Origin of the sequence: Brevundimonas sp. R86498 (genome assembly GCF_044598075.1) — a bacterium.
Classification (GTDB): domain Bacteria; phylum Pseudomonadota; class Alphaproteobacteria; order Caulobacterales; family Caulobacteraceae; genus Brevundimonas.
Genome location: NZ_CP139004.1, coordinates 1,556,379 through 1,579,935, shown reverse-complemented (window position 1 = coordinate 1,579,935; position 23,557 = coordinate 1,556,379). Strand labels below are relative to the sequence as shown.

Sequence of the window (23,557 nt, the reverse complement as noted above, 5' to 3'; positions counted from 1 at the left end):
GGTTAATCCACCATTCCCTCGGGCGCAGAAGCGCCGACGGCCCGATACCGGAGAGCCAATCATGTTCATCGCCATCGCCCGCCCGGCGGTCGAACCGGCGGGGCAAGACCCTGTCGCCGTTCCTCATGCGCCGGCGATCCCCGAGATCAAGCCACGCGCCCTGCACGCCCGGCTGCTTGAAAACGCGGCCCAGCGACGCCTGCGGGGACTGGAACGCAAGCGTGCCGATCGACCGGAAGACGCGGACTATTGGCTTCACGCCGCCCCGGTCGCAGTGCGCAGAGCCTGCGCCGTGCGGGAAGACAGAAGCTTCGCCCCCCTGCCGTGAAAGAGACACCGGCCGGACCCGGTCAGCGCCAGGCGCTGCCGTCCAACGCACCCTTGCGGCCCGTCTCATAGACGGCCGTCATTGATTCCACGCTGAAATCGAGCGCTGAAGCCTCGGAATCATCAGGCAGGGCCGCATAGCGGAAGAACAGGTCGTTCCGGTCGGCAAAGGCCCTGTTGCCTTCGAGCGTGGTGACCAGGGATGCCCGCAGCAGAATGTCGATGCTGCGTCCCAGGACGCTCTGGGGCGTGTCCCGGGTGATGTCGAATACCGGGTTCGTACGTCCGTTGATGACAATGTAGAAACGGGCAGCGCGCAGGGTCCCCGAAGGCTCCCGGAAGGCCCAGAGGGTTTCGGGCACGGCCAGAAACGGTGTCGTCACTCCCCCGTCGACATGCATTTCCTCAAAGGCCAGGCCGGCGTTGTCGGAGGGGATCAACACGGGGGGGAAGGCCCCGGGAATACTCGCCGAAGCCACGAGGACACTGCGAAACAGGGCCAGGGCCTCGGGCGTCCCGTGGGTTGCGATGGCCCCCATGTCCCAACTCACCCCCCGCTGGGAATCAAGGTCCGTTGTGGCGACGAGAAGCACCCGGCCCTTCGCATACTCCGCCGCCACGGCCGCCAGCATTCCGGCATCGACATAGCGTTCGACGAGGGCCCGAAGCGGCTCGGGCCTGTAGATGCCGGATCCGATCAAGGCTCCCAACCCCTGGGGTTGCAGCAGGCCGGCGGCGGCACCGCCGGTGTAGGCTTCGGCCAGTTCATCGTCATAGGCCGACCCCAGAAAGACGAAGGGGGCGGCAAGGGCCCCCGTGGACACGCCGGTGACGACCTCGAAGTCCGGCCGTTCCCCCGTCTCGCTCCAGCCCTTCATCAGCCCGGCCGTAAATGCCCCGTTCGAGCCCCCGCCGGACAGGGCGATGAAATCCAGCCGGCCGTCCGGCCCGACCGGGACACCCTCGCGAAACCCTTGCTGGAACAGGGCCGCCCGGTCCTCCGCATCGAGATATACGCGGATGGGATGCCCGGGTGCCGACACCAGACCCATGGGCCTCGCGGTTTCACGATCCTGGATATCAAACGAGGAGCGTGCGCCGCTGGCGCAGGCCCCCAGGGCCAGAGTCAGGACGAACAGGATAAGGGCTCGGAAAATCACACCCCCAGTCTAGCACAGACTGGTGACAGTCCGATGCCCGGCTAGCGATCCAGCATCGCGGCGAAACGATCGAACAGATACAGGCTGTCGGTCGGCCCCGGGGAAGCCTCGGGATGGTGCTGGACGCTGAACACCGGACGATCCCGCAGCTTGATACCGCAGTTGGTGCCATCGAACAGGGACACATGGGTCTCCATCACCGCATCCGGCAGGCTGTCGCGATCCACGGTGAAGCCATGGTTCATCGAAACGATCTCGACCTTGCCGGTCGTCAGGTCCTTCACGGGATGGTTTGCCCCGTGATGGCCCTGATCCATCTTCACCGTCTTCGCCCCAAGGGCCAAAGCGAGCATCTGGTGTCCCAGGCAGATCCCGAACACCGGCTTGCCGCTGTCCACCAATTTGCGGATCTCGGGGACAGCATACTCGCCCGTGGCGGCCGGATCGCCGGGACCGTTGGAGAGCACCACGCCATCGGGTGCGCGGGCGAGAATCTCTTCGGCCTTGGTCGTGGCCGGAACCACGGTGATCTTCGCTCCGGTCGAGGCCAGGGCCCGCAGGATGTTACGCTTAACACCATAGTCGATGACCACGACGCTCTTGCGGCCGGTCGTCTTCGGGTGGCCTTCCGGCCATTCCCAGAGCCCCTCGTCCCATTCAAACGCCTGCAGCGTCGAGGCCGGTTTCGCCAGATCGAGGCCCACCAGACCGGTCCAGCCCCTCGCCTCGGCGACCAGGGCCGGGAGGTCGAACCGTCCGTCCGGATCGTGGGCGATGACGGCGTGCGGAGCGCCGTGATCGCGAATGCGCTGGGTCAGGGCCCGGGTATCGATCCCGGCGAGCCCCACCACACCGCGCCGCTTCATCCAGCCATCCAGATCGGCATCGCTGCGCCAGTTAGCAGGATCGGTCGGCAGGTCGCGGAAGATCGCGCCACGGGCCGAGGTGTCCGATCCGCCACCCATCTGCTCAAGGTCTTCCAGATTCGTGCCGGTGTTTCCGACATGCGGGAAGGTGAAGGCCAGGATCTGGCTCATGTAGCTGGGGTCGGTCAGGATCTCCTGGTAGCCGGTCATCGCGGTGTTGAAGACCACCTCGCCGAGGGCCGATCCGGTGGCACCGACACCGATCCCTTGAAAGATGGTGCCGTCAGACAGGGCCAGCACGCCTGTGCAGCCGGGGAGGAGTGTTTCGGTCATGGCCGTTCCCTTACACCGAATCCCGGCGAACAAACGGCGGCGTTGCTACAGACGGGACGGCCCCGGGTCAAACCCGTTTCGGAACGAGGGCGAGGCCCACGCGCCGGCGGCTATTCCGGCACCCGTGCGCCGTCCCAGGCGAACACACCGCCACTGTCTGCCAGCGTCAGTCCGTCCAGCACGGCCAACAGGCGTTCGGCGGAATAGGCCGGGGTGAACAGCTTGCCCGCCGACAGCCCTTTCTGGAACGGCCCGCTCAGGTCTGTGGCGACCGTCCCCGGATGCAGGCCCGCGACCACGGCCATCGGATGCGAGCGAGCCAGTTCGATGGCCAGATTGCGGAGAATCATGTTCAGCGCGGCCTTCGACGCCCGATAGCTGTGCCAGCCCCCCAGCCGGTTGTCCCCGATCGACCCCACACGCGCCGAAAGGGCGGTGAAGACCGCGCGTCGGTCGCGGGGCAGCAGCGGCGCGAAATACTTCGCGACCATGGCGGGCCCCACGGCATTGATCCTGTAGTCCCGCATCAGATGTTCGGCTGTCATAGCCCGGTACGACCGCTCCGGATCGTGGCCGTGATGCAGGACCCCGGTGGCGACAAAGATCAGTGCGGGAGCCGGGCCTGCGGCGACGCGTGCGGCGGCGGCCGCGATCGTGCCCTCGTCCTCGAGGTCCAGACGGGCCGCACCCGTCAGCGTCCGGGCAAATCGGTGCACCACGGCATACTGGCCCGCGGCTTCAAGGGCGTCCGCGACGGCCCCGCCGACCCCGCCCGAGGCCCCGATCACCACGGCGGCGTCTTGCTTCTCACTGTCAGTCATCCTCACCGCATGACGGTTGTGGCCGCGATCGGCAACGCGACCCGTTGACCGTCCTGCGCGCCCGCGCGAGAGCGAGAGCCCGCAACCGGACCCGCGCCATGCCCATCACCACCATCGGCCTCGATGCCGACGACACCCTCTGGCACAACGAGACCATCTTCCGTCTGACGCAGGCGCGGTTCCTCGACCTGCTGGGCGAGCACGACAATGCGATGATCGAGGCGCGTCTGGCCGAGGTCGAGGGGCGGAACCTGCGGCTCTACGGCTACGGCATCAAGGGGTTCACCCTGTCGATGATCGAGACGGCCATGGAGCTTTGCGAGGGCGACCCGCCGCCGGGCGTGGTGCGGGAAATCCTCGCCGCCGGTCGGGAGATGATCGCCCATCCCGTCGAGACCCTGCCCGGTGTCGACGAGGCCCTGCATGCACTGGCGGAGCGATACAGACTGGTGCTCATCACCAAGGGCGACCTGCTGGATCAGGAGCGCAAACTGGCAGCTTCCGGCCTTGGAGACCTCTTTGCGGCCGTGGAGATCGTGTCCGAAAAGGACCGGGAGACCTACCGGCGGATCTTCGCCCGTCACGGCACCGGCGCGGAAGAGGCGGTGATGGCAGGCAACTCGGTGAAGTCCGACATCATTCCGGCCATCCAGGCCGGGGCCTTCGGGGTCCACATCCCCTATGCGGTCACCTGGGCCCACGAGGTTGCCGACGCGCCTGTCGATCACCCCCGCTTCGGTCTGCTGGAGTCGATCGAAGCGCTGCCGGCGTGGATTTCAGCGCACGCGCCACCCCCCGAGACGGCATGAAGCATGCTGTTAACTTTCGTTAACAGATTGTGTCAAATCGGTGACCACATAGCGATGAAATCCAAAGTTTTGCATCTGCGGCATTGACGCTGTTGCATCGCAGCAAAAAAACTCCCCCGCCGGCGGTCGGTTCGTCGGCTCAGGGGAATAATCATGCTGGGTAAAATCACGACACGGACAAAGTTCCTTATGGGAGCCGCGGTCACGGCGCTGGCCGCCGGACCCGCGCTGGCCCAGGACCCGCAAACGCGAGCCACCGCGGTCGACGAGATCGTGGTCACCGGTTCGCGCATCGCCACCCTGCCCGAAAACGCGCCCCAGCCGGTCCAGGTCGTCAATGCGGAGACCTTGGCGCTGCAAGGCATCACCGAGGTCGCGGACGCGCTGGACACCATCCCCGCGCTGCAGGCTTCCGAGAGCACAGCCCAGGCGAACGGCGGATCGGTCACGCTCGACCTCCGGGGTATGGGGGCCAACCGGACGCTCGTGCTCGTCAACGGCCGTCGCCATGTGTCCGGCCAGCCCGGATCGGCCGCCGTCGACATCTCGACCATTCCGTCCGGCCTGGTCGAGCGGGTCGAAATCCTGACCGGCGGTGCCTCGGCCGTGTACGGCTCGGATGCCGTAACCGGCGTGGTCAACTTCATCCTGAAGAAGGACTTCGTCGGCACCGAGTGGCAGTTCCAGACCGGCCTTTCGGGCCAGGGCGACACCGAGGAGATCTACGGCTCTTTTCTCCAGGGTCGGGACTTCGACAATGGCCGCGGCAATATCGCTGTCTCCGCCCAGGTCAGCCACTCTGCGGCCCTCTACTACGGGGATCGCGACTGGGCGGCCAACAACCGGGTGGCCGACGACAAGCGTAACCCGGCAGCCATCTACCAGATCGGCGACCCGCTTCCCCCCGGCGTGACCCTGTCCCAGGCGCAGGGCCGTTCGATCCTCCTGTCCGACGGCACGCCCCGTTTCGCCAATACGCCGGCTGCCCTCCTCGCCCGGGCCCAGGCGGCCCCGACCCGCTTCTATGGCGAATACCCGACCTTCTCGATCGCCAGCATCGGCGGTCTGATCGGCTATGACCCTTACGGCTACGGTTTCGCGGGCGGACCCGGCGATTTCGCCACCACGCCGGACCTCGACAACAATGGCACCTTCGACTGTCTGCAGAGCGTCGGCGGCCGGGGCTCCGGCGGCGGCTTCCCGGTCGGCTGCTGGGTCGCCGACCCGGTGACAGGTGCCATCCGTCCCTTCCGCGACGGCCTGATCGGGGCCTTCACCGAGCATTTCGGCGGCGACGGCAGTCCCCAGAGCTTCAGCAACCAGACGCTGTTGCCCGAAGACACGGCGATGAACATCAACCTCCTGCTGAACTATGAGGTGTCGCCGCTGTTCAAGCCCTACGCGGACCTGAAGTACGCCTTCAACCGCGGGGTCACCTACAACCCCTACAATACCTTCGACGACTCCATCCCGATCGCGCTGGACAACCCGTATATTCCGGACGCCATTCGCGACATCGTCGACGCCGAGATTGCGGCCGGCAACGGCGATGCCTCCTCCCTCGTGACCATCGGTCGCGACAACATCGACCTGTTCGACCCGGAGGCCTCCAGCGAACGCGAGACCCTGCGCGGCGTGGTCGGCTTCACGGGAGAGTTCTCCAATGGCTGGTCCTATGACGTCTCGCTCAACTACGGCCAGACCACACAGGAGACGCGGGGTTTTGCCCGCCTCGAGGATCGCTACTTCGCCGCCATCGACGCCGTCCGGGCCCCGAATGGCGAGATCGTCTGCCGCTCCACGCTCGATCCGACCGCCTTCCCCCGGTACTCCTATCTGACCGACACCGCGAACTTCGGTCCCGGCGCGACAATCGAACAGTTCGGCGGCTTCACAACCTTCACCCCGGGGGCGGGCTCCCCCTGCCGGCCGATCAACCTGTTCGGGGTTGGATCCTCCAGCGCCGAGGGACTGGAGTTCCTGCGCTACGAAACCCTGGATACCTCGACCATCGACCAGACGGTGCTGGCCGCGACCCTGGTCGGCGATTTCTCGCAATGGTTCAGCCTGCCCGGCGGACCGATCGGGTTTGCCGCCGGCGCCGAATACCGGGAGGAGAACTCCGAGTTCATCCCCGATGAATACGACCGGTTGGGCTACACCTTCCAGTATCAGTCCACATCCATCACCGAGGGTGGGTTCGATGTTTCCGAGGCCTTCCTCGAGCTGAATTTCCCGATCCTGTCAGGGGCTCCCTTCGCCGAGGTGCTGAACCTCAGCGTCGCGGGTCGCGTGGGCGACTACTCCACGGTCGGCGAGACCTCGACCTGGAAGGCCGACGCCATATGGGCCCCCGTCGACGATATCCGCTTCCGCGGCGGCTATGCCGTGGCCATCCGGGCCCCCAATATTGCCGAGCTGTTCGCCCCGCTCAGCTCCGCGGTCTTCCGCCCGGTCGACCCGTGCGACCAGGTCAATGTCGACGCCGGCCCGAACCCGGCCAACCGCCTCGCCAACTGCCGGGCCGACCTCGGCATTACGGGGGCCTATAATTTCTCCGACCCGCTGACGGCGCGCTTCACCGGCCAGACCGGGGGCAACCCCAACCTGCAGGAGGAGGAGGCCGAGTCCATCACCTATGGGGTGGTGCTCAAGCCGCGCTTCCTCGACGGCTTCACGGCCACGGTCGACTACTGGTCTATCGAGATCGAGAACGCGATCGCCGCCGTGGGAGCCCAGGACATCGTCAACTCCTGCTATGACGCGCCGGATCTGAACAACCAGTACTGCGCCCTGTTCACGCGCAACCGCACGGCCTCGTCACCCACCTATCTCGGTTTCAACTATCTGCTGCAGACCCAGTTGAACTTCTCGGGTCTCGAGGCCTCAGGCGTCGATTTCGATGTCAACTATGCGCTCGACTTCGCCGACTTGAGCCGCCCCGGCTGGGGTTCGCTGTTCGCCAGCGTCAGCGGCACCTACATCGAGGACCGGAACAACTATCCCTTCGTCACCGATCCCGAGCTGGCCAACCCCGTCAAGCTGGAACAGAGCTTCCCGGAATGGGCCTTCAACGCCTCCCTGCAGTGGGAGATCGAGGACTTCACCGTCTCGTGGTTCTCGAACTACCAGTCGAAACAGACCCTCGTCTCGACCCCGATCGAGGATATCGACCAGTATGACCCTGCCTTTGTGGACGAGTTCTGGAGCCACAACGCCTCGGTCCGCTGGGCGGTCAAGGAGGGCTATTCGGTGACCGTCGGGGTCAACAACATCACCGACGAACAGCCCTATTTCGCCAATGTGGCCACGCCGGTTTCCTCGGTCGGGCGCTTCTTCTTCCTGCGGGTGGCCGGCAGCTATTGAGCCACGCAGGCACACCGCACAGACGGCATGAAAAAGGGGGCGGCCCTTGCGGGCCGCCCCCATCTTCCATCCGGTCGCGCTTTCCTAGAAGCGGGCGCGGATGCCGCCGAAGAACTGGCGGCCGTAGAGTTCGTAGGACGACGACGTACCGTTGCCGGACAGGCCGTAGGGGATGTCCTTGTCGGTGATGTTGTTCACACCGGCGAAGAGCTCGACGTTCGACGCCGCCCACAGGCCGTCGTTGATGCGATAGCGCACCACGAGGTCATGATAGGTCTGGGCCCCGACCGAGTTCGGCATGATCGACTCGGCGGTATTGACCCCCGGCGTCGGTGTGACGTCGTAGCGGGCGACACGGCCTTCGTAGCGGGTCTCGCCGGTGACGGCCCAGGTGCCGTTGTCCCAGGTGATGCGCGACTTGTACGACCACTCCGGATCGCCGACCTCGCCCGCCTCGATGTCGATCTCGTCAGGACGATCGGCGAAGGCGAAGAAGTTCAGCTCTTCCAGGTAGTTGGCAGCGAGCGACGTGGTCACGCGACCGGCCAGCCAGGTCCAGTTGGACGGATCCAGTTCGCGGCTGGTCGTCAACTCGAAGTCCCAGCCCTTGGTCGTCAGCGCCGCGGCGTTGACGTAGGTGGTGGTCACGCCGTCGATGTTGCCGTCGGCACCCCGGGTGAACAGCGAGCAGAAGTTTCCGTCCAGCCCGCCCGACGCGTCGTAGCAGTTGTCGATGATATCCTGGGCACCGATCTCGGCGATCGCGTTGTCGATCTGGATGTCATAGTAGTCGGCGGTGAAGGTGACGCCCGGCAGCCAGCGCGGCTGAAGCACCACACCGTAGGTGAAGCTTTCGGCTTCTTCCGCATCCAGGTTCGCATTGCCGCTCGACACGCCCTCGATCGAGACGTTGGTGTTGGCCACGAAGCCGGCGGGGACGCCGTCGGCGGCGCAGTTGGGGGCCCGGTCCGGATCGGCCTGGATGTTGTCCACGTCGCAGGGATCGGTCACCGAGAAGAAGCCTGCCGTCGCCGGCAGGAAGGCCTCGGTGATGTTCGGGGCCCGGACCGCGCGCGAATAGGTGCCGCGGAACGAGACATCGCGGACCGGGGCGTAGATCGCGCCCACCTTCCACGCCTCGGCACCCCCGACGGTCGAATAGTCCGCATAGCGATAGGCACCGTCAACCGACAGACGATAGGCGAAGGGCAGGTCGGCCAGCAGCGGCGCGTTGAACTCGACGAACCCTTCGGTGACATCGAACTCGCCGAAGGCGTCGGGTTGCGGCGCATTCTCGGTGATGCCCGATTTGACGATCGGATCGTTGATGTTCTCGCTGGTTTCCTTGCGGTATTCGAAACCACCGGCAAAACCCAGCGGCCCGCCCTGCAGCGAGAAGAACTTCGAGGTGTCGAAGCCGAACACGCCGGTGATCACTTCCTGGGTGATCGTGTGCGTCCGGGTCGCCTCATAGTTCACATAGTCGATGGCAGCCTGGCTGTTCTGCTGGCCGAACGGGTTGAACGGCACGCAGGTCTCGTTGGTCTGGTCCGGTCCCGGCGTCTGGCTGCGGCACTGGATGGTGCCGTCCGCCAGGCGCACGGAGTCGATTGCCGCGGCGTAGTTGCCCGGGATCAGGCCATTGAGCGAGACGAACTCGTTCTGCGTCTCGCCGTAGTTGTAGGACAGGTCCCAATCGATGTCGGCGAAGGCGGTCTCGAACTCGCCGCGAACGCCTGCCACGCCGCGATAGGTCTCGCGGGTGATGTCGTTGATGCGCACGCCGACGTCGCTGTTGAAGCGGCCGAACGTGATCTCGCGGCCCCCGACCACGGCGGCGATTTCCGGCGTGATGAAGGCGTTGTCCGGCTGGATCAGATAGTCGCCGAAGGTGAAGGACGGCTGGACGAAGTCCAGGATTTCCGAGCGAACATATTTTCCGTCGAAATAGGCGGTGACGTTGTCGGTCAGGTCATAGCGCAGCCGGACATTGGTGCCGTAGCGGTCGGTCTCGGGCTGCAGCACGACATAGTCGTCCAGAGCGACACAGGTGTCGCAGTCCGCAAAACTGCCGAACGCGAAGCTGTTGTCACCGAGACGCGGACGCTGGGCAACCGGTGTGCCGTTGTTGCGAAAGGCCGTGATGATATCGAAGGTGTTCCAGTCGAGGATCACCGCGTTTTCATCGAGGAAATCGCTGAAAACGTTGGGGACCAGGATGCGGTCGGGAATGCCGTCGTCCGGGCCGGTGTCCTGCGGGTTCACGATCGTGCCGATGTCACGCAGCGCGGCGATGTCCGAAGCCAGAACCTGATCGGAATGGTCGTAGAAGAAGGTACCCGTGACGTTCAGGCGCCCGTCCAGGAAGTTGCGCCCGAAGACGGCGTTGCCCGAATAGTTGCCCGCGTCGCCGGAGTCCGAGATGCCGCCCTGGGCGGTGAACTCGGCCCCTTCATAGTCGTCCTTCAGGATGATGTTGACCACGCCCGAGACCGCGTCGGAGCCGTAGATCGCCGATGCGCCGCCGGTGATCACCTCGACCCGATCGACCAATCCAGCCGGAATGGCGTTGAGGTCGACCGCCGCATTGCCGGCGTCACCGCCCACGTGGCGCTTGCCGTCCACCAGCGTCAGGGTGCGCGATGCGCCCAGCGAGCGCAGATCGGGGAAGTTGAGGCCGCCGGAATCGCCGAAGCTGTCGGAGTTGCCGCGCACAGTCGAGTTAGAGCTCAGTGACGGCAGTTCCGCCAGGATGGAGCCGAGATCCTGGGTACCCGCGGTCTCGATCGCCTCGGACGAGATTGTGGCGACGGGCGTGGGTTGCTCCAGATTCGGGCGCGGAATGCGTGAACCGGTGACCACCACGTCGCCGAGGCTGGTGGCTTCGTCCTGGGGCACCGCGTCCTGGGCGAAGGCCAGGGTCGACGCACTCAGGGCCAACGCAGTTATCGCGCCGCCAAGGATGGTGCTGCGCAGAAGCGAATTCCGTTGATGAACTCATAAGCGACCTCTCGAGCCCGCCGGGCGCGGGCACAGTGTTGGAAAACAGCGAGATGGGACAATGACTGTCGCCAGCCTGACGCGTCCCCGTCACATTGTCGGCAAATGCAGCCGAAGTGGGACAGTTCCGCCCCAAAGCGACCGCTTTTGGCCTGAATTTCATCTTGTGTCCGCAGCGCCACGCCAATCCTTGCGCCGGCCGGGAGGTCTCTCTAAACGGGCCGCTTAGCCGACAACCCGAACGCATCCGGCCCGCAACACGCGTCGCCGGGCTTTCGCGCGAGAGAGACGACCCTGGACGAGGACATCATCAGCCATGAGGACCGGGACGCGATGATCCGCGCGTCCTTGCTGACTCATGGCGATACCGGGATCACGCCGCGCCACACCTTGTTCTACTTCTACGGCGAAGGCGACCACGACGACCTGAACGAGGTCGCCCGGCGCGCCGGCTTCCTGACCCGCGGTCAGGACGACTGCACCATTCTTGAAACGACCATGGCGGTCGACGAGGGGTCCTTCGCCCCCGTGAGCGCCATGATGCAATCCTGGGCCGCGGCCTTCCAGCTCGACTACGACGGCTGGGAGTGCGCGGTCGTGACCAACTAGAGGGAGGCTGAGATGCCCAAACGTACGGACATTCAGTCTATCCTGATCATCGGGGCCGGACCCATCGTCATCGGCCAGGCCTGCGAGTTCGATTATTCGGGCGTGCAGGCGTGCAAGGCGCTGAAGGCCGAGGGGTACCGGGTCATCCTGGTCAACTCCAACCCGGCCACCATCATGACCGATCCGGACATGGCGGACGCGACCTATATCGAGCCGATCACGCCCGAGTTCGTCGAGCGGATCATCGCCAGGGAACGCCCGGACGCCCTGCTGCCGACCATGGGCGGCCAGACGGCGCTGAACACGGCGCTCGCGCTCGATGCCTCGGGCGCGCTGGCCAAATACGGCGTCGAGATGATCGGAGCCAAAGCGGACGTCATCGACAAGGCCGAGGACCGGCAAAAATTCCGCGACGCCATGGACAAGCTGGGGCTGGAATCGCCCAAGTCCAAGGCGGCCCATACCCTCGAGGAGGCGCTGGACGGGCTGGAGTTCGTCGGCCTGCCCGCCATCGTCCGCCCGAGCTTCACCCTCGCCGGCACCGGCGGCGGCATAGCCTACAACCGCGAGGAGTTCGAGGAGATCGTCCTGCGCGGCCTCGACCTCAGCCCCACCACCGAGGTGCTGATCGAGGAGAGCGTGCTGGGCTGGAAGGAGTATGAGATGGAGGTGGTCCGCGACAAGGCGGACAACTGCATCATCATCTGCTCCATCGAGAACATCGACCCGATGGGCGTCCACACCGGTGATTCCATCACCGTCGCCCCGGCCCTGACCCTGACGGACAAGGAGTACCAGCGCATGCGCACGGGCTCCATCAACGTCCTGCGCGAGATCGGTGTCGAGACCGGCGGCTCCAACGTCCAGTGGGCCATCAACCCGGCCGACGGCCGCATGGTCGTGATCGAGATGAACCCGCGCGTGTCGCGCTCCTCCGCCCTGGCCTCAAAGGCCACCGGCTTCCCGATCGCCAAGGTCGCCGCCCGTCTGGCCGTGGGCTACACGCTGGACGAACTGACCAACGACATCACCATGGTGACGCCGGCCTCGTTCGAGCCGTCGATCGACTATGTCGTCACCAAGATCCCCCGTTTCGCTTTCGAGAAATACCCGGGGGCCGAGGCCACCCTGTCGACCTCGATGAAGTCGGTGGGCGAGGTCATGGCCATCGGCCGGACCTTCCAGGAATTGATGCAGAAGGCCCTGCGCGGCCTCGAGACCGGCCTGTCCGGCTTCGACGAAATCGAGATCGAGGGCACGGTCGATGTCGAGGACGAGGCCTCGGCCCGCGCCGCCGTCGTGCGCGCGCTGGGCAGCCCGACCCCCGACCGCATCCGCGTCATCGCCCAGGCCTTCCGCCACGGCCTGTCGGTCGAGGAGGTCAATGCCGCCTGTTCCTACGAGCCCTGGTTCCTGCGCCAGATCGCCGACATCGTGCGGACCGAGGGCCACGTCCGCGTCCAGGGCCTGCCGACCGAGCCCACCGACTTCCGCAAGCTGAAGGCCAAGGGCTTCTCCGACGCCCGTCTGGCCCAGCTGACCGGCACGACCGAAAAGGCCGTCCGCCACGCCCGTCGCGCGCTCGACGTCCGCCCGGTGTTCAAGCGCATCGACACCTGCGCGGCCGAGTTCGCCAGCGCCACCGCCTATATGTACTCGACCTATGAGACCGGGGCCCTCGGCCAGATCCCCCAGTGCGAGTCACAGCCGACCGACAGGAAGAAGGCCATCATCCTGGGCGGCGGTCCGAACCGGATCGGGCAAGGGATCGAGTTCGACTACTGCTGCTGCCACGCGGCCTTCGCCTTTGCCGACATCGGCGTCGAGTTGATCATGGTCAACTGCAACCCCGAGACCGTTTCCACCGACTACGACACCTCGGACCGCCTGTATTTCGAGCCGCTGACGGCCGAGGACGTGCTGGAGCTGATCGAGGTCGAACGCTCCTCCGGCGACCTGATCGGCGTCGTCGTCCAGTTCGGTGGCCAGACCCCGCTGAAGCTGGCCCACGCCCTGCACGAGGACGGCATTCCGATCCTGGGCACCAGCCTCGACTCCATCGACCTGGCCGAGGACCGCGAGCGGTTCCAGGTCATGCTGACCGACATCGGCCTGATGCAGCCGCCGAACGGTCTGGCCCGCAGCGCCCAGGAAGCGGCCGACAAGGCCGACGAGGTCGGCTATCCGGTCGTCCTGCGTCCCTCCTATGTGCTGGGCGGGCGGGGGATGATGATCGTCCACGATCGCGAGCAGCTGGACCGCTACGTCGGCGAGGCCATGCGGGTGTCGGGCGATGACCCCGTCCTGATCGACCACTATCTGAACCGGGCCACCGAAGTGGACGTCGACGCCCTGTGCGATGACGAGACCGTGTTCGTCGCGGGCGTGCTGGAACACATCGAGGAGGCCGGGGTGCATTCGGGCGACAGCGCCTGCTCCATGCCGCCCTTCTCCCTGTCCGCCGAGATCGTGCAGGAGCTGAAGCGCCAGACCGAGGCCATGGCCCGGGCCCTGAAGGTGCGCGGCCTGATGAACGTCCAGTTCGCCATCGAGGAGCCGCACAGCGACAACCCGCGCATCTTCGTGCTGGAGGTCAACCCGCGCGCGTCCCGCACGGCGCCCTTCGTGGCCAAGACCATCGGCCAGCCGATCGCCTCGATCGCCGCCAAGGTGATGGCCGGGGTGCCGCTCAAATCGTTCGGCCTGGCCGACGTCCCCTATGATCATATCGCGGTCAAGGAAGCCGTCTTCCCCTTCGCCCGCTTCGCCGGGGTCGACACCATCCTCGGCCCCGAGATGCGTTCGACCGGCGAGGTCATGGGCCTGGACTGGAAGCGCGACGGCGAGCCCGACATGGCCCCCGCCTTCGCCCGCGCCTTCGCCAAGTCCCAGATCGGCGGCGGCACCACCCTGCCCGTCTCGGGCTGCGCCTTCGTTTCGGTCAAGGACGACGACAAGCCCTTCATCGTCGAGGCCGTCGCCCTGCTGCTCAAACAGGGGTTCGAGGTCATCGCCACCGGCGGCACCCACGCCTGGCTGGTGCAGCAGGGCCTGCCGGTCGGCTTCGTCAAGAAGGTGCTGGAGGGCCGTCCCAACATCGTCGACGCGATGAAGAACGGCGACGTCCAGCTGGTCATCAACACCACCGAGGGCAAGCAGTCGCTGCAGGACAGTTTCAGCCTGCGCCGCACCGCCCTGATGATGAAGATCCCCTACTACACCACCGCCGCCGGGGCGCTGGCGGCGGCGCAGGGGATCGGGGCGATCCAGGCTGACACCCTGGATGTGCGGCCGATCCAGAGCTACGCGCACTGACGAGGTCCATGAGCGTCTGGCCGCTCACCGGGGTCGGATCAGCCCACGCAATCGGCTGACACGGAGAGCATTACGGTGCCCGATCCGTTGACGGCACGGTTGACAGCGCTGTCAGGCGGGCCAATCGTTGCGTCAAAACAACCGGGAAGACACGCCAATGACCAGAGCCCCCATCCTCAACATGATCCTCACGGTCCTTGCGACCAGCTTGATGTTCGTGGCCACACCGGGCCGGGCACAGACTGGCCCCGTGGGCCCGGTCACGAACCCGGCAGACTCCTTCGGCATGGGGGCGAACAACGAGTACCGGCGCAACATCGAAAAGGCCCTGTCCGACGCCGCCCGTGAGTCCGAGCGCGAACGGGCGACGCGCCTGCGCGGTGACGCCGCCGCCGCGCGGGAGGCGGCAACGGGAGCCGGGGTCACCTGTGAGGTCACGGAGGCCATCCTGCTGGGTCGGACCGATGACGGATTGAACCTGTATGAGACGGCCTGCGCGAGCGGCCCGGGCTATCTGGTCACGGCTTCGGAGCCCCCTGTCGCGACCGGCTGCGTCGTCGCCAACACGGCCGCCGCCCATGCCCTCGAGGCCAATCCTTCGGCGCGGCCGCCCGCCTCCTGCACCCTGCCGGCCAATCTGAACGTCGACGCCGCGATGGCGAGCTATGCCGCCGCCGCGGGGGTCATCTGCGTGGTGGACGAAGGCCGCGCGATCGGACAGGTCGAGGGTCGCGCCATCTACGAGATCGGCTGCGCCGGGCGCGACGGTGCGCGGATCGCCGAGACCGCGACGGGCTGGAGCAAGATCCCCTGTCTGGCGGTGGTCAGCGCCGGATCAACCTGCGCCTTCACCACGACGGCCGAACAGTATGCGACGCTTTCGGAGATGCTCGGCGGGACCGCCGGAGCCGGCTGCGTCGTGGACGGCGGCCGCTACATGGGGGCGAGCGCCAACGGTACCTACTATGAGGCGAAGTGTTCGGGGGCTGAAGGCTATGTCGTCCGGGTCAGGGACGGGGCGTCCGAGGCCTTCGCCTGCGCCGACGCCACCGGGGTGGGCGGGGGATGCACCCTAACCCAGGTCTCCAGCGCGGCCCCAGCCCCGACGAACCGGCCCTGATCCGGCCCTCGCCGGTCCCGCTCAGGCCTGAACCATGGCGGCCGGTCCGCCCATCAGCGGATCACTGATGGAGTCCGCCCCGGTCTCGATCCGCCCGGCGAGGCGGCGGACATAGCCGTCGGCGCCCGTCATGGTCAGGTCGTACCAGCCGTGGGTGGCGAGCCCGAGCCGGCGGGTCACACGGGCCCCAGCGGCAAGGTCCGCGCTCCAGCCGGCCGATCCGGGTCGGTAGGGGTCAGCAGCGGCCTCCAGCCGATGCGTCCTGCCGTCGGCACCGGCCAGGGTCAGGACCAGTTCGCCCCGGTGATGGCCCAGGCTCAGCGCGGGCTCGTCACGGCCCGCGTCGCCGGCGAACCGGCGGTGAAAGCCGTTCGGCCCCAGCACCCACAGATCATAGGCCCCGGCCTCCCAGACACCGTCCAGACGATCCCCGGCCCCCACGGTGTAGCGGCGGGGCACCCGGTCCAGCCTCAGCCGGTCATAAACGTGGACCACTGCGGCGGCCTGTCCGGCATTGGCGAAGGTCAGGCTGACCGCGCCGTCGCGACGCCCCTCCTGCACCGACAGGCCGTAGGGCACGGCCCGGGACCGCCGCACACCGATGGCCTGAACCGGCGGCTCGGACATCGCGGGCGTCGCGGGCGTTGTGCGGCCCGGCAGGTCCGCGGCGCGGGCGGCCAGCGCAGCCGTCTGCGGCAGGGCCGGGAACGGGGCATTGGGGGTGCGGAAGTCGAACGCGCCGGTCAGGTCACCGCAGACCGCCCGCCGCCAGGGCGAGATGTTCGGCTCATGAACCCCGAAGCGGGTCTCGAGGAAGCGGATCACCGAGGTGTGGTCGAACACCTCGGAACTGACCCAGCCGCCCCGGCTCCACGGCGAGACGACATACATCGGCACACGCGGGCCGAGGCCGTAGGGGCGGCCGACGAACTCCGGCCGTTCCGTGGAGGCTTCGCTGGGGGTCGTCTCCAGATGGTATTCGCCGGTGGTGTCGACGCTGGACGCCCCGAAGGCGGGCGACGGCACCCGGCCCTCCCGCGACGGCGGGGCCGGAGGCGGGACGTGATCGAAGAAGCCGTCGTTCTCGTCGAACATGACGAACAGGACGGTGCGGGCCCAGACGGCCGGATCGGCGGTCAGGGCCTCGATCACCCGGGCGGTATAGTCCGCGCCCTGGGCCGGGCTGGACGGGCCGGGGTGTTCGGACGCCGCGGCCGGGGCCACGACCCACGACACCTGCGGCAGGGTTCCGGCGAGGACATCCTCGCGCAACCCCTCCAGCGGGCGGGTGCTCAGACCCAGTTCGGCCAGACGCGGATTCGATCCGGGAACGCCCCCATGGCTGTCGCGGAAGGTCTGGAAGCCGGCCACCGGGTTGTCGGTGAAGTTGTCGGCCATGTCTTGGTAGATGCGCCAGCTGACGCCGGCCTCAAGCAGCCGCTCCGGATAGGTGGTCCAGCGATAGCCGTCCGGATGACCGCCGTCGGCGACCAGGGCATCGTGCGAGTTGGACAGGGAGGGCCCCCCCTTCGTCCCTGTGGGATCGTTGGTGCCGGTCCACAGGAACAGCCGGTTGGAGTTGGTCCCGGTCTGCATGGCGCAGTGATAGGCGTCGCAGATGGTGAAGGCCTCGGCCAGGGCGAACTGGAACGGGATGTCCTCGGCCCGGAAATAGCCCATCGCATGTTCGGTCTTGGTCAGGGGCCAGGCGGCCATCCGACCCTGATCCCAGGCCGCCTGGGCGTCCGGCCAGCTGTGCGGCGTGCCCTCCACCCGCATGAGACGGAAATCCTCGACCGTGTTCAGGGCGAAGGGAGAGACCATGGCCGGGCGGTCGGGGCCGCGCGGATTGGCCTGGACCCAGGCGGTGGCGTTGGCCCGGCCCGGGACGTCGGCGACTGGATTGGGGAAGCGGTCGCCAAAGCCGCGCACCCCGGCCAGCGTCCCGAAATAGTGGTCGAAGGACCGGTTCTCCTGCATCAGGATGACGACGTGCTGGACGTCGGCGACCGTGCCGGTGCGGACATCCGCCGGGATGGACAGGGCCCGGGCGATGGCCGAGGCGGGCGTCATCGCCAGCCCCCCGGCGGCGAACAGAAGGCCACGACGGTCGGGGTTCATGGGTCACACTCCACGCTTGGGCTTACAGGCGGACGGCGGCGACGGCCCCCGACCGGCTCCGCTTCAAGCATGGCCGTGCGACCCTCCGATGACAGAGCCGTCAGCGGGTCGCTTCGGACCCCTGATCGGCCGTGCGCCCCTCGACGATGCGGGCGGCGGCAAGGTCCGCGGTGACATTGCCGACGGTACGGAAGATGTCCGGGACCACCTCGACCGCCAGCAGCAGCGGCAGGACTTCCAGCGGCACGCCCATGGCGAGGCAGATGGGGGCGATGGAGGCGAAGAAGCTGATCTGGCCCGGCAGGCCCACGGTGCCGACGCTGATGGCGAGGGCCGCGAGGCCGCCGGCCAGCATGGTGGTCAGGGTGATCTCGGTCCCGGTCAGCCGGGCGACGTAGATCACCACCGCCAGATTGGCGACGGTGGAAGTGATCCGGAACACCGCCACCGCCAGCGGCAGGACCAGACCCGCCGTCGCCGTGGAGACTCCCAGCGCCCCGACCGCGCGATCGACCATGACCGGCAGGCAGGCGAGGGACGACTGGGTCGAGAAGGCCACCACCTGGGCCGGGGCCGCCCCCGCCGTGAACCGGCCGAGACCGATCCGCCCCCAGATCACCGCCACCACATAGGTCAGCAGGATCAGGCCGATCAGGGCCAGACAGACCAGGGCGATATAGTGCCCCAGAACCCCCGCCGCCCCCAGCCCGGCGCGCAGGCCGACGCCGAGCGCGAGGGCAAAGACGCCCAGTGGCGCGACGGCCAGCACCCAGTGGACGATGACGATCATCGTCTGGGCCACGCCCTCGAAGAACAGGGCGACGGGCTGACGCAGCCGGGGCTCCAGCCGGGTGGTGGCAAAGCCGAAGGCGATGGCGAAGACAACGATGGCCAGAATGGCGTCGTCCGCCGCAGCCCGGATCGGATTGGACGGGGCGAGGCTGGTCAGGAAGGCGCCGAACCCGCCGCCGCCGACGTTGGCCGCCACCTCAGCCGCCGCCGCCGGCGGAGCCCCGGCCAGAAGGGCGGTGGCCCCTTCGGGCACGATCGGCCAGAGCATGTGCAGGCCCAGCGAGGCCGCGAAGGCATAGACGGTGGCCCCGACCAGCAGGACGGCGAACACGCCGACGGCCTTCAGCGCCACCCGCCCGGTCGCCGCCGCATCGGCGATCGAGGCGATGCCGGTGACTAGCAGGCTGAAGACCAGCGGGATGATGGTCATGCGCAGGGCGTTCAACCACAGCTGGCCCAGGGCATCGATCAGGGCGATGGTCCCGGTCCCGCCGGGAATGCCGTACAGCTGCGCCGCGGCCCCCGCCGCCAGCCCGCCGACGAGGGCCAGCAGCACCCAAAGGCTGAGCGAGGTGAAGATAGAGCGGGAGCGCGATCGGGTCATGGCGGTGACGCTAGAGCCTTCCCTCGCCCGCCGGGAGAGGGAAAACGTGATACAGGCCGGGCCATGCCGCGCCGCATCGTCCTCGCCACCGCCGGATCGCTGGGCGATCTGCATCCCTTCATCGCCCTGGGGCGGGCGCTGCAGGCCAGGGGGTACCAGGCCGAGATCGCCTCCTCGCCCGAATACGGCGACAAGGTCCGCGCCGAGGGGCTGGTGTTCCACGCCGTCGGGCCCGGCCTTGAGGCCCTTCAGGCCGGGATGGGAATGGACGCGGCCGAGCTGACCCGGCGCGTGGCCGGGTCCAATGTCTTCCTGTTCGAGCGGATCGTGCTGCCCCATCTGGAGCAGGCCGCGCGCGATCTGGTCGAGGTGGCCGCGGGAGCCTCCGCCATCGTCGGCGCGACCTTTGCGGCCGGGGCGGTCATGGCGGCCGAGATCCTGGCCCTGCCCTTCATCCCCGTGGCCCTGCAGCCCGCCATCGTCTTCTCGGCCTGGGATCCGCCCCGTCTGCCGGCCACGCCGTGGCTGGCCCCGGCGCAAGGGGGCCTCCAGTTGGCAATGAACCGCCTGACGGTCGCCATGGCGCGCGCCAGCACAGGGCGCTGGACAGGGCCGGTGGACCGGATCCGGGGCCGCATGGGACTGCCGCCCGGGAAGCGGAACCTGTTGCTGGATGGCATGGTCGGCCGTCCGCTGTCGCTGGGCCTCTATTCGCCCCTGCTGGGCCAGCCCCAGCCAGAACTCACCGCCGGGCTTCACCGTCACCGGCTATGCCCCCTTTGACAGCGAGGCCGGGGGGCCGGCCGTCATGCCACCCGCGCTGGAGGCCTTCCTCGACGCCGGCCCGGCCCCGGTCGTGTTCACCCTCGGCAGCGCGGCGGTGAATATCCCCGGCGGCTTCTATGGCGAGAGCCTGAAGGCGGCGCGCCGGCTGGGCCACCGGGCCGTGCTGCTGGTGGGCCCCCACGGCGACCTGTCGGTCGGCGACGGCCCCGATGTGCTGGCCCTGCCCTATGCGCCCTTCTCCAGCCTGTTCCCGCGCGCGGCCGCGATCGTGCATCAGGGCGGGGTTGGCACGACCCAGCAGGCCCTTTGGTCCGGCCGGCCGCAGCTGGTCGTGCCCCATCTGGGCGACCAGTTCGACAACGCCGCCCGGGTCGTCCGGCTGGGCTGCGGGGCGACGCTGGGGCGGGGCCGGTACCGGGCGGACCGGGTGGCGGCGGTGCTGGAGCGGCTGCTGGCGGACCCCGAAGTCTCGGCGACCGCGGCCCGGCTGGGCGTCGTGGCGGCGCAGGAAGACGGCGCGGCGGTAGCGGCGGAGCGGATCATCGGCTTGATGACGTAGCAGACGTCCCCTTTCGTCATTCCGGGCGAAGGCGAGCGAAGCGAGACGCAGACCCGGAACAGGGCGGCGCGCGGGAGCGCGAAGCTGTCGCGGACCCGGTCTCAAACATCTCGCCTGAACAGATCGCCTTCGGCGCCGCCGTGTTCCGGGTCTCCGCTACGCTGCGCCCGGAATGACGAAAGAGGAGATGAGAGCCGCCAATGCCCCCGCCGCCCGGTCCAGTTCCGCCTCCGACACCTCGGCCATCTCCACCCGCCCCAGCACGGGCCGGTCGCGGCGGGCGGTCATGCGGCGATAGGCGGGGTCATAGTGGTCGGCGATCAGGGCGGCGGCGAGGGATTCGATCTCTCCCGCTGACGCCAGCGCCTTCCAGCCCGTGAGGGTCTCTTTCGAATGATGTCTAGGCAGGCGGGACAGGGCGGCGTCCAGTCCCGCCGGGTCCGCCGCAATGTCGGCATAGACCCGGGCCGAGAAGGCCGCGCGCGCCGCGACCGGAGCCGACAGCTCGATGACCTCTGCCCGGCCCATGGCGGCCCACAGGGCGGGCGGGACGGTGCGGGCGCCGATGCGGCTGGACTCGGCTTCCACCACCACGGGCCGGGCCGGGTCGAGCCCCTCCAGTGCCACGAACAACCGGCTCTCGAACAGTTTCTGCGCCGGCTGGGCCCGGTCAGTCAGGGCTCCGAACAGCGAGCCGCGATGCGCCGCCAGCCCCTCCAGATCGATCGTCTGCACGCCCCGCGCCGCCAGCCGCTCCAGCAGGGCCGTCTTGCCCGAGCCCGTGCCCCCGTCCAGCAGCACCACCCGCCACGGCCCGTCCGGGGCGTACAGGGCCGCCTGCACCGTCCGTCGCCAGGTCATGTAGCCGCCGTCCAGCACGGTCACCGGCCAGCCGATCTGGTCCATCACCGCGACCATGGCCCCCGACCTCTGCCCGCCGCGCCAGCAGTGGACCAGGGGGCGGAAGCTGCCGTCGCGATCCTTCAGCGGCCCGTCCAGATGGGCGGCGATGTTGCGCGCCACTTTCGCCGCCCCGATCCGGCGGGCGAGGAATTTTGACGACTGGACATAGATCGTGCCGATCTCGGCCCGTTCGGCGTCGTCCAGCACCGGCAGGTTGATGGCACCCGGAATGTGATCCTCGGCGAACTCGGCCGGGCTGCGCACGTCGATGAGGGCGTCAAACCCGGCCCGGGCGGCGGCCGACAGGTCGGTGGTGCGGCGGATCAAACGACCCTCACGCCCGCGCCCGCCGTGACCCGGCCGATGACGGCGGCCCGGTCGAAGCCGGCTGCGCGGATCTGGTCGAGGACCGCATCAGCTGCCTCCGGCGCGACCGCGACCAGCAGGCCGCCGGAGGTCTGGGGATCGGTCAGCAGGTCCCTCTGCCAGTCCGCAAACTCCGCCGGCAGGGTCACCCCCTCGCCATAGCTGGTCCAGTTGCGGCCCGAGGCCCCGGTGCGCAGGCCGCCCCGCGCGAGCCCCTCGACCCCGTTCAGCAGCGGCACGGCCTCCGCCTCGATCTCGACCGACAGGCCCGACCCTCGCCCCAGCTCCAGCGCATGACCCAGCAGGCCGAAGCCGGTCACATCCGTCATCGCATGGACGTCGTCCCGGTCCGCCAGATCGGCCCCGACCTTGTTGAGCTGCGTCGTGGAGGCGATCAGCGTGGCATAGCCGTCGGCGTCCAGCCGCTCCTGCTTCAGCGCGGCGCTGAGGATGCCGACCCCCAGCCCCTTGGTCAGGATCAGGAGGTCGCCCTCGCGCGCCCCGCGATTGGTCAGTACCCGGTCCGGATGCACCAGCCCCAGCGCCACCAGCCCATAGATGGGCTCGACACTGTCGATCGAATGGCCGCCGGCGACGGGGATGCCGGCGGCGGCGCAGACGCTGGCCCCGCCCGCCAGGATCCGGCCGATCGTCTCGACGGACAGCACATTGACCGGCATGCCAACGAGGGCGAGGGCGAAGATCGGCCGTCCGCCCATGGCATAGACGTCGGACAGTGCATTGGTCGCGGCGATCCGGCCGAAGTCGAACGGATCGTCCACCACCGGCATGAAGAAGTCGGTCGTCGCCACCAGTGCCTGCCCGTCATTCAGCCGCCAGACGGCCGCATCGTCCGCGGTCTCGTTGCCGACCATCAGATCGGCGAAGACGGCGGACTGGGGCTTGCCGGCGAGGATGTCACGCAACACGCCGGGCGACAGCTTGCAGCCGCATCCGCCGCCGTGGGCGAGGCTGGTCAGGCGGGGTTCGGGGGTCATAGCTCTCCGATCAGTCGCAACCGCTCACCATGGCCGTGCGCGATCAGTTTCCTTGCAAACCGGACATCGGCAGTGGCGATCTGAACATCCTCTTGAAGCGCGAGCGCCAGATAGATGCATTCGTAAATCGGATGCTGCATCGCTGTTGCCAGCGCAAGGGCGGGGGCGACCAGGGCCTGTTCCTCGACATAGCCGACCGGCAATCCATGCAGGACCCTTAGAAGTTCGGCGGCTTCCTCGGCATTCAACTCTTCCCGGCCGACGCGTCGCCAGAGCGCATTGCCCGCCTCGATCAGCATCAGGGTCGGCGCGATCGGCACGTCGGGTGCGTTTCTCAGTGCCACGGCTTCATCGCCGTACTCCTCGTCGAAGACCCATTTGAGCGCCACCGACGCGTCGACGACGATCACCGGCGGTCCCGGTCCTCGCGGATCAGGACCCAGCTCGGCACTAGGGAGCGTCCGCTGGTTTTGGCCCTCAGGATATCGGCCTGCTCCGAGAAACTCAGGGTGTCGAACACCAGCACCTCGTCGAGGATCGCCCTGTGCTCGGCCTCCACGCTCCGGCCATGCCGGGCGGCCCGTTCCTTCAAGGCCAGCACCGTGCGGTCGGGAATGTTTCTGACAAGGAGTTGCGCCATGGCGGGATGATAGCACGCGCTATCACCGGGCTCAACGGAAGTGAACCTCGACGGTATCCGGC

Annotated in this window: 18 protein-coding genes; 8 read left to right on the top strand and 10 right to left on the bottom strand. The window is 67.8% G+C overall.

Features of this window, described 5'->3' with window-relative positions; translation table 11 throughout:
• Positions 1-61 precede the first annotated feature (61 nt).
• Positions 62-328: a hypothetical protein gene (locus SJY26_RS07760; RefSeq protein ID WP_396595560.1), complete on the top strand. Its 267-nt coding sequence runs from the start codon at positions 62-64 to the stop codon at positions 326-328.
• Positions 329-350: 22 nt separating this feature from the next.
• Here SJY26_RS07760 and SJY26_RS07755 read toward each other — a convergent pair whose 3' ends face one another.
• The 3 genes from SJY26_RS07755 to SJY26_RS07745 all read right to left on the bottom strand — a co-directional run bounded on the left by SJY26_RS07755 (position 351) and on the right by SJY26_RS07745 (position 3,507).
• Positions 351-1,487, bottom strand: coding sequence for a patatin-like phospholipase family protein (locus SJY26_RS07755; protein WP_396595559.1), 1,137 nt, complete (start codon positions 1,485-1,487; stop codon positions 351-353).
• A gap of 41 nt (positions 1,488-1,528) precedes the next feature.
• Positions 1,529-2,686 carry a glutamine-hydrolyzing carbamoyl-phosphate synthase small subunit gene (gene carA, locus SJY26_RS07750; RefSeq protein ID WP_396595558.1) on the bottom strand — a complete coding sequence of 386 codons (1,158 nt, stop codon included), beginning with the start codon at positions 2,684-2,686 and terminating at the stop codon, positions 1,529-1,531.
• Between the two features lie 110 nt (positions 2,687-2,796).
• Complete coding sequence (locus SJY26_RS07745; RefSeq protein ID WP_396595557.1) at positions 2,797-3,507, bottom strand: SDR family NAD(P)-dependent oxidoreductase; 711 nt, start codon at positions 3,505-3,507, stop codon at positions 2,797-2,799.
• 98 nt (positions 3,508-3,605) lie between these two features.
• On the opposite strand from SJY26_RS07745, the gene SJY26_RS07740 reads away from it, so the two are divergent.
• Together SJY26_RS07740 and SJY26_RS07735 are read left to right on the top strand one after the other, a co-directional pair.
• Complete coding sequence (locus SJY26_RS07740) at positions 3,606-4,316, top strand: HAD family hydrolase (RefSeq protein ID WP_396595556.1); 711 nt, start codon at positions 3,606-3,608, stop codon at positions 4,314-4,316.
• Between the two features lie 153 nt (positions 4,317-4,469).
• Positions 4,470-7,682 (top strand): TonB-dependent receptor domain-containing protein, encoded by a 3,213-nt coding sequence (locus SJY26_RS07735; RefSeq protein ID WP_396595555.1) that lies wholly within the window; start codon positions 4,470-4,472, stop codon positions 7,680-7,682.
• 84 nt (positions 7,683-7,766) lie between these two features.
• Here SJY26_RS07735 and SJY26_RS07730 read toward each other — a convergent pair whose 3' ends face one another.
• A complete protein-coding gene (locus tag SJY26_RS07730; RefSeq protein WP_396595554.1) occupies positions 7,767-10,622 on the bottom strand; it encodes a TonB-dependent receptor domain-containing protein in 2,856 nt (951 codons plus the stop codon).
• 393 nt (positions 10,623-11,015) lie between these two features.
• Here SJY26_RS07730 and SJY26_RS07725 point away from each other — a divergent pair, with 393 nt between their 5' ends.
• The 3 genes from SJY26_RS07725 to SJY26_RS07715 all read left to right on the top strand — a co-directional run bounded on the left by SJY26_RS07725 (position 11,016) and on the right by SJY26_RS07715 (position 15,726).
• Positions 11,016-11,291, top strand: a complete 276-nt coding sequence (locus tag SJY26_RS07725; protein ID WP_396595553.1) for a hypothetical protein — start codon at positions 11,016-11,018, stop codon at positions 11,289-11,291.
• A 12-nt stretch (positions 11,292-11,303) separates the two neighbouring features.
• Positions 11,304-14,606 carry a carbamoyl-phosphate synthase large subunit gene (gene carB / locus SJY26_RS07720; RefSeq protein ID WP_396595552.1) on the top strand — a complete coding sequence of 1,101 codons (3,303 nt, stop codon included), beginning with the start codon at positions 11,304-11,306 and terminating at the stop codon, positions 14,604-14,606.
• Positions 14,607-14,763: 157 nt separating this feature from the next.
• Positions 14,764-15,726, top strand: a complete 963-nt coding sequence (locus SJY26_RS07715) for a hypothetical protein (protein WP_396595551.1) — start codon at positions 14,764-14,766, stop codon at positions 15,724-15,726.
• 21 nt (positions 15,727-15,747) lie between these two features.
• Here the strand turns inward: SJY26_RS07715 and SJY26_RS07710 are convergent, their stop codons facing one another.
• Positions 15,748-17,847 (bottom strand): phosphocholine-specific phospholipase C, encoded by a 2,100-nt coding sequence (locus SJY26_RS07710; protein WP_396595550.1) that lies wholly within the window; start codon positions 17,845-17,847, stop codon positions 15,748-15,750.
• A gap of 100 nt (positions 17,848-17,947) precedes the next feature.
• Positions 17,948-19,243, bottom strand: a complete 1,296-nt coding sequence (locus SJY26_RS07705; protein WP_396595549.1) for a dicarboxylate/amino acid:cation symporter — start codon at positions 19,241-19,243, stop codon at positions 17,948-17,950.
• Positions 19,244-19,306: 63 nt separating this feature from the next.
• On the opposite strand from SJY26_RS07705, the gene SJY26_RS07700 reads away from it, so the two are divergent.
• Together SJY26_RS07700 and SJY26_RS07695 are read left to right on the top strand one after the other, a co-directional pair.
• Complete coding sequence (locus SJY26_RS07700; RefSeq protein ID WP_396595548.1) at positions 19,307-20,026, top strand: glycosyltransferase; 720 nt, start codon at positions 19,307-19,309, stop codon at positions 20,024-20,026.
• Between the two features lie 25 nt (positions 20,027-20,051).
• A complete protein-coding gene (locus tag SJY26_RS07695; protein ID WP_396595547.1) occupies positions 20,052-20,588 on the top strand; it encodes a glycosyltransferase in 537 nt (178 codons plus the stop codon).
• 156 nt (positions 20,589-20,744) lie between these two features.
• Here the strand turns inward: SJY26_RS07695 and mnmH are convergent, their stop codons facing one another.
• From mnmH to SJY26_RS07675, 4 genes are read right to left on the bottom strand one after another with little or no spacing between them, the layout of a single operon-like run.
• The gene (gene mnmH, locus SJY26_RS07690) at positions 20,745-21,818 is read right to left on the bottom strand and encodes a tRNA 2-selenouridine(34) synthase MnmH (RefSeq protein ID WP_396595546.1); all 1,074 of its coding nucleotides are present in this window, start codon (positions 21,816-21,818) and stop codon (positions 20,745-20,747) included.
• A complete protein-coding gene (selD, locus tag SJY26_RS07685) occupies positions 21,815-22,855 on the bottom strand; it encodes a selenide, water dikinase SelD (RefSeq protein ID WP_396595545.1) in 1,041 nt (346 codons plus the stop codon). Before selD ends, mnmH begins: the two co-directional genes overlap by 4 nt.
• Positions 22,852-23,265 carry a type II toxin-antitoxin system VapC family toxin gene (locus SJY26_RS07680; protein WP_396595544.1) on the bottom strand — a complete coding sequence of 138 codons (414 nt, stop codon included), beginning with the start codon at positions 23,263-23,265 and terminating at the stop codon, positions 22,852-22,854. Before SJY26_RS07680 ends, selD begins: the two co-directional genes overlap by 4 nt.
• Positions 23,262-23,495: a FitA-like ribbon-helix-helix domain-containing protein gene (locus SJY26_RS07675; RefSeq protein WP_396595543.1), complete on the bottom strand. Its 234-nt coding sequence runs from the start codon at positions 23,493-23,495 to the stop codon at positions 23,262-23,264. The genes SJY26_RS07680 and SJY26_RS07675 overlap by 4 nt, the downstream gene beginning before the upstream one ends.
• Positions 23,496-23,557 lie beyond the last annotated feature (62 nt).